The organism is Cryobacterium sp. TMT4-31 (assembly GCF_004403385.1).
In the GTDB taxonomy this organism is placed as follows: domain Bacteria; phylum Actinomycetota; class Actinomycetes; order Actinomycetales; family Microbacteriaceae; genus Cryobacterium; species Cryobacterium zongtaii.
In genome coordinates this window covers 129,176-143,149 of record NZ_SOGI01000006.1, presented here as the reverse complement: position 1 = coordinate 143,149, position 13,974 = coordinate 129,176, and the positions used below count along the sequence as shown (strand labels likewise).

At 65.6% G+C, this 13,974-nt stretch carries 9 protein-coding genes and 1 pseudogene; 7 read left to right on the top strand and 3 right to left on the bottom strand.

Annotated features, from left to right (window positions below; genetic code table 11):
• Positions 1–2: 2 nt before the first annotated feature.
• The 6 genes and pseudogenes from E3T19_RS01075 to E3T19_RS01050 all read left to right on the top strand — a co-directional run bounded on the left by E3T19_RS01075 (position 3) and on the right by E3T19_RS01050 (position 8,135).
• Entirely contained in the window at positions 3–692 is a 690-nt protein-coding gene (locus E3T19_RS01075; RefSeq protein WP_134407852.1) for an L-ribulose-5-phosphate 4-epimerase, read from the top strand.
• Between the two features lie 86 nt (positions 693–778).
• Positions 779–2,369 (top strand): annotated as a pseudogene (gene araA, locus E3T19_RS01070) (L-arabinose isomerase).
• A 69-nt stretch (positions 2,370–2,438) separates the two neighbouring features.
• Positions 2,439–3,551, top strand: a complete 1,113-nt coding sequence (gene chvE / locus E3T19_RS01065) for a multiple monosaccharide ABC transporter substrate-binding protein (protein WP_304984977.1) — start codon at positions 2,439–2,441, stop codon at positions 3,549–3,551.
• An 86-nt stretch (positions 3,552–3,637) separates the two neighbouring features.
• Positions 3,638–5,167 (top strand): multiple monosaccharide ABC transporter ATP-binding protein, encoded by a 1,530-nt coding sequence (gene mmsA, locus E3T19_RS01060; protein WP_088455059.1) that lies wholly within the window; start codon positions 3,638–3,640, stop codon positions 5,165–5,167.
• Between the two features lie 33 nt (positions 5,168–5,200).
• Positions 5,201–6,442 (top strand): multiple monosaccharide ABC transporter permease, encoded by a 1,242-nt coding sequence (mmsB, locus tag E3T19_RS01055; RefSeq protein ID WP_088455060.1) that lies wholly within the window; start codon positions 5,201–5,203, stop codon positions 6,440–6,442.
• 808 nt (positions 6,443–7,250) lie between these two features.
• A complete protein-coding gene (locus tag E3T19_RS01050; protein ID WP_134407851.1) occupies positions 7,251–8,135 on the top strand; it encodes a hypothetical protein in 885 nt (294 codons plus the stop codon).
• Between the two features lie 204 nt (positions 8,136–8,339).
• On the opposite strand, the gene E3T19_RS01045 is transcribed toward E3T19_RS01050, so the two are convergent.
• A complete protein-coding gene (locus E3T19_RS01045) occupies positions 8,340–9,890 on the bottom strand; it encodes a diguanylate cyclase (RefSeq protein WP_088457269.1) in 1,551 nt (516 codons plus the stop codon).
• 260 nt (positions 9,891–10,150) lie between these two features.
• Here E3T19_RS01045 and E3T19_RS01040 point away from each other — a divergent pair, with 260 nt between their 5' ends.
• Entirely contained in the window at positions 10,151–10,564 is a 414-nt protein-coding gene (locus E3T19_RS01040) for a PLDc N-terminal domain-containing protein (protein ID WP_088458119.1), read from the top strand.
• Between the two features lie 79 nt (positions 10,565–10,643).
• On the opposite strand, the gene E3T19_RS01035 is transcribed toward E3T19_RS01040, so the two are convergent.
• Positions 10,644–11,522 (bottom strand): SDR family oxidoreductase, encoded by an 879-nt coding sequence (locus tag E3T19_RS01035; protein ID WP_088457270.1) that lies wholly within the window; start codon positions 11,520–11,522, stop codon positions 10,644–10,646.
• A gap of 100 nt (positions 11,523–11,622) precedes the next feature.
• A complete protein-coding gene (locus tag E3T19_RS01030) occupies positions 11,623–13,887 on the bottom strand; it encodes a bifunctional diguanylate cyclase/phosphodiesterase (protein WP_134407850.1) in 2,265 nt (754 codons plus the stop codon).
• Positions 13,888–13,974 lie beyond the last annotated feature (87 nt).

Genomic DNA, 13,974 nt, shown 5'->3' with positions numbered 1-13,974 from the left:
AGATCGAGGTCGCGATCGCGCGTGTGCGGGCGGATATCGCTCGGCTGCATGGTGAGTTGACGGCCAATGGCTTGGTGGTGTGGACCGGCGGTAACGTGTCGGGTCGGGTGCCGGGCGCGGACTTGTTTGTGATCAAGCCGTCCGGGGTGGATTATGCGGATCTGGCGCCGGAGAACATGATTCTTTGTGATCTGGATGGCAGTGTCGTTCCGGAGACTCCGGGTGCGGACCGGTCGCCGTCGTCGGACACGGCTGCGCATGCGTATGTGTACCGGAACATGCCCGAGGTCGGCGGGGTGGTGCACACGCATTCCACTTACGCGACGGCGTGGGCTGCGCGTGGTGAGGAGATCCCGTGTGTGATCACGGCGATGGCTGATGAGTTCGGCGGTCCGATCCCGGTGGGCCGGTTCGCGATCATCGGTGATGACACCATCGGTCAGGGCATTGTCGAGGCGTTGGCTGGGCATCGTTCCCGGGCGGTGTTGATGCAGAACCATGGGCCGTTCACGATCGGTAAGGATGCCCGTGATGCGGTCAAGGCTGCCGTGATGGTCGAAGACGTCGCCCGTACGGTGCACTTGGCCCGGCAGGGTGGCCCGCTGATTCCGATCCCGCAGGAATCGATCGATTCTCTTTTCAACCGTTACCAGAATGTCTACGGACAAGCACCGCAAGGAGCCCTCAAATAATGTCACCCACCGCACTCAACACGTCCCTGGACAGCTACGAGGTCTGGTTCCTCACCGGCAGCCAGAACCTGTATGGCGAGGAGACCCTGCGCCAGGTNGCACTCAACACGTCCCTGGACAGCTACGAGGTCTGGTTCCTCACCGGCAGCCAGAACCTGTATGGCGAGGAGACCCTGCGCCAGGTCGCCGAGCAGTCCCGGGCGATCGCCGATGCTCTCAACGCGTCCAGTGACGTGCCCGTCACGGTGGTGTGGAAGCCGGTTTTGAAGGACGCTGAGTCGATTCGTCGGGCGNAGTGACGTGCCCGTCACGGTGGTGTGGAAGCCGGTTTTGAAGGACGCTGAGTCGATCCGTCGGGCCGCGTTGGATGCCAACGGTGATGACAAGGTCATCGGTTTGATCGCGTGGATGCACACGTTCTCGCCGGCGAAGATGTGGATCGGCGGCCTCAACGCGTTGACCAAGCCGTTGCTGCACCTGCACACCCAGGCCAACGTGGAACTGCCCTGGGCCGAGATCGATTTCGATTTCATGAACCTGAACCAGGCCGCGCACGGCGACCGGGAGTTCGGGTACATCCAGACCCGCCTGGGCGTGTCGCGGAAGACCGTTGTCGGCCACGTGTCCAACCCGGTGGTCAGCGCCTCGATCGGCACCTGGACGCGTGCTGCGGCCGGCTGGGCGGCATCGAACAGCATGAAACTGGCCCGGTTCGGCGACAACATGCGTTACGTCGCCGTCACCGAGGGCGACAAGACCGAAGCCGAGCTGCGTTTTGGCGTGCAGGTGAACACCTGGTCGGTCAACGAACTCGCCGAGACCGTGCACGCCGCCACGGCTGCTGACATCGACGCGCTCGTGGCCGAATACGACGAACTCTACGACGTGGCCCCGGAGCTTCGCCGCGGCGGTGACCGGCACGAGTCGCTGCGTTACGGCGCCGCGATCGAACTCGGGTTGAAGTCCTTCCTCGAAGCCGGCGGTTTCAGCGCGTTCACCACCAACTTCGAAGACCTCGGCGCCCTCAAGCAGCTGCCCGGCCTGGCCGTGCAACGCCTCATGGCCCAGGGCTACGGCTTCGGCGCCGAAGGCGACTGGAAGACCGCGATCCTGGTCCGCGTGGCCAACGTGATGGGTTCGGGCCTGCCCGGCGGGGCGAGCCTGATGGAGGACTACACCTACGACCTCACCCCCGGCGCCGAACTCATCCTCGGCGCCCACATGCTCGAGGTCAGCCCGTCACTGGCCACCGAGAAGCCGACCCTGGAGATCCACCCGCTGGGCATCGGCGGCAAAGACGACCCGGTGCGCCTGGTCTTCAACGCCGCCCCCGGCCCCGCCGTGGTCGTCGCGATGAGCGACATGCGCGACAGGTTCCGCCTCACCGCGAACGTCGTCGAGGTCGTCGAACCCACCCAAGCGCTACCCAAACTCCCCGTCGGCCGCGCCGTCTGGAAGCCCGCACCCGACTTCGCCACCTCCGCCGCCGCCTGGCTCACCGCCGGCGCCGCCCACCACACCGTCATGTCGACAGCCGTCGGCATCGAGGTGTTCCAAGACTTCGCCGAGATCGCTCAAACCGAGCTCCTCGTGATCGATGAAACCACCACCCTGCGGGACTTCTCCCGCGAGGTCCGATGGAACCAGGCGTACTACCGCCTGGCGCAAGGCCTGTAAATCACACACGCACCACTCTGTTTCACCCATTTGACATCAAAGTCGATTGAAAATACGAAAGGAACCACAGTGAAGAAGAAAGCTTTCCTCGCGACACTGGCAGCCGGAGCCATGGTTATGTCCCTGGCAGCCTGCTCCAGCGGCGGAGACTCTGGCGGCGGCGACGGCGGCCTCGTCGGCGTCGCAATGCCCACCAAGTCCTCCGAGCGCTGGATCAACGACGGTAACGCCGTCAAGGAGCAGCTCGAAGCCGAGGGCTTCACCGTCGACCTGCAGTACGCAGAAGACGACATCCCCATGCAGGTCTCGCAGATCGAGAACATGATCACCAAGGGCGCCAAGGCCCTGATCGTCGCCTCGATCGACGGCACCACCCTCACCAGCGTGCTCCAGGACGCCGCAGACGCCGACATCCCCGTCATCGCCTACGACCGCCTGATCCGCGACACCGAGAACGTCAACTACTACGCCTCGTTCGACAACTTCAAGGTTGGCCAGCAGCAGGCCTGGTCGTTGCTGAACGGCCTCGGCCTGGTCGAGCTGGACGGAACGCCCATCGAGGGTGCACCGGCCGGCCCGTTCAACGTCGAGTTGTTTGCCGGTTCGCTGGACGACAACAACGCGTTCTTCTTCTACGACGGCGCGATGGATGTCCTCCAGCCGCTGATCGACGCCAAGACCATCGTGGTCAAGAGCGGCCAGACCGACATCGAGCAGGTTGCAACCCTGCGTTGGGACGGTGAAGAAGCACAGAGCCGCATGGAGAACATCCTGACGTCGACGTACTCCGACGGCAGCGTCGTCAACGGCGTGCTCTCCCCGTACGACGGCATCTCCCGAGGCATCATTTCTGCCCTCGAGGGCTCCGGCTACACAGTGGGCCCGGAATGGCCCGCGATCTCCGGTCAGGACGCTGAGCTCGACTCGGTCAAGGCCATCGTCGCCGGTGAGCAGTACGGCACGATCTTCAAGGACACCCGCAAGCTGGCCGAGGTCGCCGTTTCGATGACCCTCGCCCTGCTCAACGGTGACGAGCCGGAGATCAACAACACCGAAGATTACGACAACGGTGTCAAGGTTGTGGATTCCTACCTCCTCGACTCTTCGATCGTGATCAAGGACAACATCACCGAAGAGCTGGTTGACACCGGCTACTGGACCCAGGCCGAGATCGACGGCTAAGAGTCACGTGTTAGTGACCGGCCTGCGGGGCCTCACGGCCCCGCAGGCCGGTCAGCACAAGGTATCGACCTAAGAAAGGAACGCACGTGACCACCAACATCCTCGAGATGCGCGGTATTACCAAGACCTTCCCCGGCGTCAAGGCGCTGCAGGACGTGACGCTCAACGTCGCTCGCGGCGAAGTTCACGCCATCTGCGGTGAGAACGGCGCGGGCAAGTCCACGCTGATGAAGGTGCTCAGCGGCGTTTACCCGCACGGCACCTACACCGGCGACATCGTCTTCGAAGACGAAGTCGTTGAATTCAAGGACATCAGGGACAGCGAAGCCAAGGGCATCGTCATCATCCACCAGGAACTCGCACTGAGTCCCTACCTCTCCATCGCGGAGAACATCTTCCTCAACAACGAACAACGCGGCGCCTTGGGCCTGATCGACTGGAACAAGACCAACACCGAGGCCGTGAAGCTCCTCGCCCGCGTGGGCCTGCGGGAGAACCCCACCACCAAGATCATGGACATCGGAGTCGGCAAGCAGCAGCTCGTGGAGATCGCCAAGGCGCTCTCCAAGCGGGTGAAGCTGCTCATCTTGGACGAGCCGACGGCCGCCCTCAACGACGAGGACTCCGACCACCTGCTCAACCTGATGCTGCACCTGAAGGGTCAGGGCATCACGTCGATCATCATCAGTCACAAGCTCAACGAGATCAAAAAGGTCTCCGACGCCGTCACGGTCATCCGCGATGGCAAGGCCATCGAGACGATCGACAAGGTCGACGTGACCGAAGACCGCATCATCAAGGACATGGTCGGCCGCGATCTCGAGCACCGTTACCCGGACCACACGCCGAACATCGGCGAGGAAATCCTGCGGGTCGAGGACTGGACCGCGCACCACCCCCAGGACCCGACCAGGGTCATGGTCGACAACGTCAACCTGAACGTGCGGCGTGGCGAGATCGTGGGTATCGCCGGGCTCATGGGAGCCGGACGCACCGAGTTCGCGATGAGCCTGTTCGGCCGCACCTACGGCAGCCGCATCACCGGCAAGGTGTTCAAGGCCGGCAAGGAGATCAAGACTCGCACGGTCACCGAGGCGATCGACAACGGCATCGCCTACGCCACCGAGGACCGCAAGACTTACGGCCTCAACCTCATCGAAGACATCAAGCGCAACATCTCGATGGCCTCGCTGGGCAAGCTCGTCAAGGGCGGACTGGTCGATGACAACGAAGAATTCAAGGTTGCCAACGAGTACCGCACGAGCATGAACATCAAGGCACCGACGGTGCTGGCCAAAACCGGGAAACTCTCCGGCGGCAACCAGCAGAAGGTCGTGCTGTCGAAGTGGATCTACTCGAATCCCGACGTGCTGATCCTGGATGAGCCCACCCGCGGCATCGATGTTGGCGCCAAGTACGAGATCTACGCGATCATCAACGCCCTCGCTGCACAGGGCAAGGGCGTCATCGTGATCTCGTCGGAGCTGCCGGAACTGATCGGCATCTGCGACCGCATCTACACCCTCTCCGAGGGGCGCATCACGGGAGAATTCCCGATCGATGCGGCCACCCCGGAGACCCTCATCAAGCACATGACCATGGAAAAGGCCCGTTAGCGTCGGCGCTATCGGAATAGGAGAAACGTCAAAATGAGTGATCTCGAAACCAAGCCGGCGAGCAACACGCCCGAAGGTGCACAAGTCAATCCCAGCAACTCCAAAGCGGCGGCCTGGTTCAGCCATGTCATCGCCGACCTCGGCAAGAACGGCATCTTCGTCGCACTGATCGTGGTGGTTGTGCTGTTCAGCTTCCTGACCGACGGCATCCTGCTGCGGCCGCAGAACATCTCGAACCTGATCGTGCAGAACGGGTACATCCTCGTTCTCGCGGTCGGCATGGTGATGGTCATCATCGCCGGCCACATCGACCTGTCGGTCGGTTCGGTCGCCGCCTTCGTCGGTGCCGTGTCCGGCGTGTTCGCCGTGACCTGGGGACTGCCCTGGTGGCTGTCGATCATCCTTTCGCTCCTGGTCGGTGCCCTGGTGGGCGTCTGGCAGGGCTTCTGGATCGCGTTCGTGGGCATCCCCGCCTTCATCGTGACCTTGGCCGGCATGCTCATCTTCCGTGGCCTCGCCCTCGTGGTGCTCGGCAACGCGAACATCGGTTCGTTCCCGGCCGAATACCGCGCACTCGGTAACGGCTTCCTCACGGATCTCTTCGGCGAGTTCGAGCTGGACCCGCTCACCCTGGGTGTCGCCGCACTGGCGATCATCGCCCTGATCGTGCAGCAGGTGCGCACCCGCAAGGGCCGCGCGGCCTACGGCCAGGAGGTCGAGCCGCTGGTTTGGTTCGTCGTCAAGCTCGTGCTCATCACCGCCGCCATCGCCATGTTCGCATACGCCCTCGCCTCCTACAAGGGCATTCCGGTCACCCTGATCGTGCTGGCCGTGCTGATCCTGGTCTACGGCATCATCATGAACCGCAGCGTGTTCGGCCGTCACATCTACGCGATCGGTGGCAACCTGCACGCCGCTGAGCTGTCGGGTGTCAAGACCCGCAACGTGACGTTCTGGCTGTTCGTGAACATGGGCGTGCTCGCTGCCCTCGCCGGCCTGATCTTCACCGCTCGCCTCAACCTGGCCGGCCCGAAGGCAGGTGACGGCTTCGAGCTCGAAGCCATCTCCGCCGCCTTCATCGGTGGCGCGGCAGTGCAGGGTGGTGTCGGCACCATCGGTGGCGCCATCATCGGTGGTCTGATCATCGGTGTGCTGAACAACGGCATGTCGATCATGGGCATCGGCATCGAGTGGCAGCAGGCCGTGAAGGGCCTCGTGCTCCTCCTCGCCGTCGCCTTCGACGTCTACAACAAGCGTCGCTCCGGCGGCCGCTAGGCACCACGCTCCATCCGGCCGCCGGCCCCGCCTCCACCACGGATGCGGGGCCGGCGGTCTTTGTGTGCCCGCTCGTGCCTCGCGTTATGCCCCGCGGCCCACGTCGCGGCCCACGTCGCGGCCCACGTCGCGGTCCGACGTGTGCCCCGCGGCACACGTTGTGCGCGGCGGCACTCTTTATGCCCCGCGGCCCACGTTGTGCGCGGCGGCACGCTTCATGCGCGACGGCAGGCGCTAGAACCAATGCCGCCGGGGCTAACACGTGCCGCGGGGGCCAAGGCGTGCCGCCGGGAGCCTCTCGGCCTGGCACAGATGCGCGGCCGGCGGCCTTTGTTGCCCGCCGCCCGCGCATGTCTCCAAGACGCGGCTCCCTTCATGCGCCGCGGCCCGCCTTGTGCGCGGCGGCACGCTTTTTGCCCGGCGGCACGCCTCTTGCGCGGCGGCCCGCGCTAGAACCAGTGCCGCCGGAGCTAAGGCGTGCCGCGGGAGCTAAGGCGTGCCGCCGGGAGCCTTCCGTCCGGTACTGACACGTGGGTGCGCTGCTCCTCCACAGGGTACGGATCGGGCGATTGCTCAACCGGGCCGGGTCAGTATCGTGCGCCAGCGGGTCGAAGAGGGACGCTGCCGTATGGCCAATCTCCAGTCCCCGTTATCCAACCCTTCGTCCGCCGAACGCACAGCCGACGCCGCGCGCCACCGCCAAACCCTCCGCCTCGCCGAAGTCGTGAGCACTCGGTACGGCGGGCTGCTCCCGTCTGGTGCCCTGCGAGAGGTCGGAGTGTCAACGCGCGCACTCCAGACGCTGTGCGTGAGGGGTGCGCTCCAGAGCGTCCGTCGCGGTGTGTACGTGACGGGCGAGCGCTGGCGCGCCGCTGATGTCGATGAGCGGTACCGCCTGATGGTGCGGGCGACCGTTCTGGCATCGGGGCGCCGGCCCGTTTTGTCGCATCAATCTGCGGGCATCCTGCACGGCTTTCCCACCATCGGGAGCTGGCCCGCGACGGTGCACATCAGCACCCCTGACGCTGTCGGAGGCAGCAGCACCCGGTTCATAACCAGTCACCGTGGGCCGGCTCCGGACTCAGTGCAGGAGATCGACGGATGCCAGGTCACTTCTGTTGCGCGCACCCTGGTGGATGTGGCCGCCTCGTCACCCTTTCTGGTGGGTGTCACGATGGTGGACCACGCGCTGCGGGTTGAGCAGGAACGCGCCGAACGGGAGCGGCGCGGAGAGGTGCCGATCCGACCGGCGCTGACGAGGGATGACCTCTACCGCGAGCTCGCGATGGTGAACCCGCGAACCGGTCGGCGCCGCGCCGAGCGGGTGATCGCTTTCGCGAACCCGCTGGCGGCAAACCCGGGGGAGACCCTGAGCAGGGTGCGGATCTTTCAGCTCGGCTTTGAGGCACCGGAGCTGCAGGTCTGCTTTCCCGACATCCTCGGCGGCAACGCTTGGGTGGACTTCTTCTGGCGCCGGGTGCGCAAGATCGGCGAATTCGACGGGTTCCTCAAGTACGGCACCGGGCTCGTGCTCGGCAATCGCGACCCGAGTTCGGTGGTGTGGCAGGAGAAACAGCGAGAGGATGCGTTACGCGCCCAGGTGAACAGTTTCGACCGGTGGGGCTGGGATCTTGCTCTCTCACCCACCCGGTTCCACGCCTTCCTCACCGAGCGGGGAGTGCCCCGCGCCTGAGCGATTGTGGCGCCGAACGGGGCGGATCCGGCTCGCGGCGCGGGCTAGGAGCGGTGGCACGCGGTGTATCCNAACCGAGCTCCTCGTGATCGATGAAACCACCACCCTGCGGGACTTCTCCCGCGAGGTCCGATGGAACCAGGCGTACTACCGCCTGGCGCAAGGCCTGTAACGCTCGGCCGCCGACCACTTGGGCGAAATGGGTCAGGCGCCGGCGTGCACCACGCGGTTGCGGCCGTCCCGCTTGGCCACGTACATGCGCACATCGGCGGCCCGCAACAGCGACGAGCTCGTGGCCGCATCGTCCGGGGCGAGCGCGACGCCCAGACTCACGGTGACCCGCAAGCCGGCGTCGATGGGCGACCAATCGTGACCGGCCACATCCAGCCGCACCTTTTCACACAGTGCGCCAGCGGCGGCCGCGTCGTGGGCGGGCAGAATGAGAAGGAATTCTTCCCCGCCCAGACGCGCCGCGATCGCCCCGGGAACCGACGCGACAGCCTGCGTCAGAATGCGGCCGAGCGTCCGCAGCACGTCGTCACCGACCTCGTGCGAAAGCGTGTCATTGATGCGCTTGAAATGGTCGACGTCGATCATCGCGATGGCGATGGGTGCGCCACCCTCGCGGAGGAGGGACAACAGGTTGCTGAGGTGCTCGTCGACGAACCGACGATTGCGTAGCTCTGTCAAAGGGTCGCGTTCGGCCATCTCGCGGTAGCGCTCGCTTTCCCGGCGGGACTCAGCGGTCTGGAACATCGCCTCGAGGATGCGTCCGCGCGCCTCGTTCTCGCTGGCGCCGAGAGCGATGGACTGTTCGTGGTAACTGCGGTAGGCCTCGAACGCCGCCCGAAAATCCTCTCGTTCGGCGTAGATCTCCGCCTGCTCGCGCATGAGCTCGGTGGCCCAGCGCACGAGCCCGTTCTCCCGGGTGAGCTCCCGACACTGGTCGACGACGGCCTGGGCCTCATCCAGATGCCCCCGCCTGCGACAGGTCTCGGCCAGGGTGACCTGGGCGGCGGCGATGCTGTCGGGGTGGAAGTCGACCGGCCTGGCCTCGATGGCCGCCACCAGGGTCGCTTCGGCTTCCTCCAGTCGTCCGGCAGAGAGGTAAACCCTGGCGATAGTGTCGCGGGCGTACATGCCGATCGGGCGGTTGTTGAGTTCGGACAGCGCGAGCAGGCTCTCGACCGCGACGAGTGCGTCGTCCTGATTGCCGGCCAGGTACTCCGTGAAGGCGAGGTTGTTCAAGATCATGTAGCGGATGCTGGTTTCAGGGTCGTCGATGACCAGACGAAGTGCCTCGTTGTAGCGGCGGCGTGCCTCGTCGAACGATCCAGTGGAGCCGAGGGCGTCGGCCAGGGTCAGGCGGGCGGCAGCCCGCATCAGGGGGCTCTCGGACTCGCTCAGAAGGTCGTTCGTGGCGACGGCGTGTTCCAGGGCCAGGGCCCGGTCGCCCACCATCTCGAATACCGATCCGAGAACGTCGTGGCAGCGGGACTGCAGGGTGAGCTCGCCGTGCCGCTCCGCCCAACGCAGAATGCGCTGCACATCGGTGGCTCCCTGGCTCGGATCTCCCCTGCGGGTCATGATCGAGGCGATCTGCACCTCGAGGCGCCGGCTCAGCGCACCGTGCTCGCCTGCTCCCAACTCCGCCAGCCAGTCTTCGGCTGCAGCGAGCGCGACATCCTTGTCGATCCAGTACTGGCGCTCGACCCACGCCAGCCGGTCATCGACCGTCAGTTCGATTGCCGTCACTGTGTCCCCCTCCCCAACAGTCGGTTCCGATGTGTCAAAACCCGCCCGAGGTCTTCTCGAGGGAGAGGACGCACTGTTGTCGCTCAGCCTAGCCGTCCACGGCCTCCCCCAACTCAGGTTCGCGCGGTGCCGTTCTCACCCATTCCGGGTGATCCAGAACCGCCCTGCGTGATTAACGTGATCACCAGCCAAGGACTGTGACACGCTGCCCCATGCGGCGGCAGGGCCTCGGCCAGACGTTACAGGGAAAGGTGCCGACCATGAGTTTCTGGTCTAATTTTTGGGATTTCATCGGATTCTTCTTTTGGACATTCGTGTTCGTGTCCTACCTATTCGCACTCTTCGCCGTGATCATCGACGTGTTCCGGGATCGAACCCTGAACGGATGGGCGAAGGCGGCGTGGCTGCTGTTCATGGTCTTCGTGCCCATCCTGACCGTGCTCGTGTACGTCATCGCACGCGGCCGCGGTATGGCGGAGCGCCAGGTCAGCGCCGGGATGCAGGAGAGGGCGAGTACGGACGAGTACATCAGAAGTGTCGCCGGCAGCAATCCCGCGCAAGACATCGCCCAGGCAAAGCAGCTCCTCGACTCCGGAGCGATCAGCCAGGGTGAGTACGCGGTCTTGAAGGACCGGGCGCTGGGTAACACCCAGGCCCGATCCGACGTCGTCTGATCCGGTCGACCGACGAGCACAGACAGCGGGCGGCGCATCCGAGATGCCGCCGACCGCTGTCGCTGTGTTCGCGCTCGGGTTAGAACGCGCGTCCGCCGGTGACCGGCAGCACGGCACCCGACGTGTACGACGAGTCCGTCGACGCCAGGTAGACGTACGCCGACGCCAGCTCGGCGGGCTGCCCGGCCCGACCCAGCGGTGTGTCCTGACCGAAAGTCGGCAGTTTCTCCGGCCACGAGGTCGCGGGGATCAGCGGGGTCCAGATCGGCCCGGGTGCAACGGCGTTGACCCGCACCCCGGTGGATCCCAGCTGCTGGGCGAGGGCCTGGGTGAACGCGACCAGCGCCGCCTTGGTCATCGCGTAGTCGATCAGTTCCGGTGACGGGCTGGACGCCTGGATCGACGTGGTCGTGATGATCGACGACCCCGCATTGAGGTGCGGGATCGCGGCACGGGCGATCCACAGCGTTGCGTAGAGGTTGGTCTTGAAGACCCTGTCGAACTCCTTGGTCGAGAGCGTCTCCAGACCGTTGCGGTTCTCCTGGTACGCGGCGTTCAGCACGAGAATGTCGAGACCGCCGAGCTGAGCCGTGGTGTGCTCCACAATGTCGATGCAGTGCTGTTCGTTGCGGATGTCGCCGGCCAGCAGCACCGCGGTGCGGCCGGCAGCCCGCACGAGCGAGGCGGTGTCTTCGGCGTCTTCCTGCTCTTCGGGCAGGTAGGAGATGGCCACGTCGGCACCCTCCCTGGCGAAGGCGATTGCGACGGCACGGCCGATCCCCGAGTCACCGCCGGTGATCAACGCCCGCTTGCCCACGAGCTTCCCGGTGCCGACATAGGTGTCTTCGCCGTGGTCGGGGCGCGGCACGGTCGCCGTGGTGAGGCCGGGCTGGTCCTGCTGCTGCAGCGGGAAGCCGCCGGTGTGATAACTGGTGACGGGGTTCTGGACGTCGGTCATGAAAGCTCCTTGCTGGCGAAGGGTCGAAGCCGGTACACGGCTTGCCAGGTTCATGACTGAGACGCGTCCAGCCCGCCGATCGTCACGGCAGGAGCCGGATTCAGTTCACGGCGCCCGGTTCCAGATCGTGGCGGGTAGCTAACCACTCGTCCAGTTCCAGGGCCGGAATCGGCCGCGACATGAAGAAGCCTTGCGCATGATCGCAGCCGTATCGGGCCAGCTCGTCGTACGCCACACTGCTCTCGACACCCTCGGCAACCATTCGCAGGCCCAGGCTGTGCGCCAGCTCGATGGTGGACGCCACCAGCGAGGCCGCGCGGGCGTCATGGGTCATCGGCAACACGAATGACCTGTCCAACTTGAGCTCGTCGATGGGCAGGTCGCGCAGGTAGGAGAGCGAGCTGTAGCCGGTGCCGAAGTCGTCGACCGCGATCTGGATTCCGGCTTCCCGCAGCCGGGTGAGCACGTCCCTAGCCCGGTCCCTGTCGCTCATCAAGAAGTCTTCGGTGACCTCCAGCATCAACGCCGACGCCGGCAGCCGTCGTGCGTTGACCATGCGCACGACCTCCTCCGGGAACTCGACGTTGACGAGGGAGCTGGCCGAGATGTTGACCGCGATAGTCAGGGTGTGGCCACCAGCGTGCCAAAGCACGGCTTGATCGAGAGCCTTGGTCAGCACGATCCGGGTGAGTGCGTGCATCAGCCCCGATTCCTCGACGAGGTCGAGGAAGTCCTCGGGCAGCAGCAGCCCGCGGGTCGGATGCTGCCAGCGCACGAGTGCTTCGACACCGGTGACCTCACCGTTTTGCAGACCGATCTTGGGTTGGTAGTACACCACGAGTTGGTCGTCGGTAAGGCCCAGGCGCAGGTCTTGCAGGGTGCGCAGCCTGGTGTCGCCGTGACTGTCATCTTCGGACTGGTACACGTGGTGGCCGTGCCGCCCGGACTTGGCCTTGTACATCGCCATGTCGGCACGGCGCAGCAGATCGCTGAGGTCGCGGCCCTGCTCGGGGAACAACGCGATGCCGATGCTGACACTGGTCTGCACGGCCAGCCCCTCGAGGGCGAAGGTTTGGGCGAGCGCGTCCCGCAGGCCCAACGCCACGACGGTGGCCTCGGCCTCGCCGGCATCAGCGAGCAGGATGGCGAATTCGTCGCCGCCGAGCCGGGCCAGCCTGGCTCCCGGCGGCAGCGCTGCCGCCAGGCGGCCGCTCACCAGCACCAGCAGCCTGTCGCCGACGTCGTGTCCGAGGCTGTCGTTGACTTCCTTGAACCTGTCGAGGTCGAGTAGCAGGAGCGCACTGTGCCGTTGACGGGAGGGCGTGCGACTGAGGGTGAGCAGCGCGGGCGCATCCGTGTACAGCGCCCGCCGGTTGGGCAGCCCGGTCAGGTCGTCGGTCCGGGCCTGCCGGCGCAGCAGCCGCTGCCGGAATACCAGCGGGATCGCGGCCAGGGACACGGTGAGGCTGGCCAGGATGACCGCGGCAACCGGCTGGACGACCTGCGTGCCGAGGATGAGTACGCCCAGTCCGGCGGCGACGGCCACCGCGGGAACGAACAGGGCCGGGGTCTTTCGGGCGCCCACGACGATGCCGCGTTGGGGGCGGTCGGTCGCGTCGACCCACACCGCCATCAGGGCGAGACCGAGCGCCCACGCGGCATCGAGCGGAACGCCGACGATGTAGGTGCCACTCACCTCCAGCAGCGCATAGACCACGTCGGCGCCGGCGAAGACGACAAGGCCGCCGACCAGAAACGCCCAGCTCGAGCCGATGTGCAAGCCCGGGGCGGCGGCGATGCCGGCGATCGCGGCGACGAGGAGCAGGTCGAAGACCGGGTAAGCAACCGCGACGGCTGTGGCCAGGATCGCGGACTCATCGGCTGCCTCGGTGAGCACCGGGCCGAGGACGGCAGCGAGGACCGCGGCAGCGCCGAGGGCCCCGACCGCGCTATCCAGCAGGACGGACCAGGCCAGGCCGCGCATCTGTCTGCGGACAAGAGCCACGAGGGCGAGAAGCATCAGCGGGTAAAACAGCAGATATCCGAAATCGGCCGGGGACGGGAACGGCAGTTCGCCGCCCGCATCCATAGCGAGCACGTAGTAAGTGTCGGCGGCGGCATTGAACGTCACCGCGAGCGTGGCGAAGAGAACGTCGCCACGGGCGAAGCCCGTGCGCACAACGGCCACCCAGAAGACCGCGACGGGCACCCATTGGGTGAGCTCGCCCAACCAGATGTCAACGAGGGGGCTGGGGCCCGCACCGTTCAGAAGCAGTCCGAGCGTGTACGCCGCCACAAGCACAAAAACGGCCCAGATCAGCCATCGGTCCCCATCGCCGCGATGCGTTCTGTCACGCCAGTTCACCCACACGTGACTCTCCCTCAGATCTCCGCTCAGCCTACCGCCCGGCCGGCCGTGACTTTGGTCCCTGGCGACCGGAACGGGCCCCGC

Coding starts and splice junctions, on each gene's coding strand:
- mmsB (WP_088455060.1), top strand. CDS start 5,201: ATGAGTGATCTCGAAACCAAGCCGGCGAGCAACACGCCCGAAGGTGCA.
- E3T19_RS01040 (WP_088458119.1), top strand. CDS start 10,151: ATGAGTTTCTGGTCTAATTTTTGGGATTTCATCGGATTCTTCTTTTGG.
- E3T19_RS01035 (WP_088457270.1), bottom strand. CDS start 11,522: ATGACCGACGTCCAGAACCCCGTCACCAGTTATCACACCGGCGGCTTC.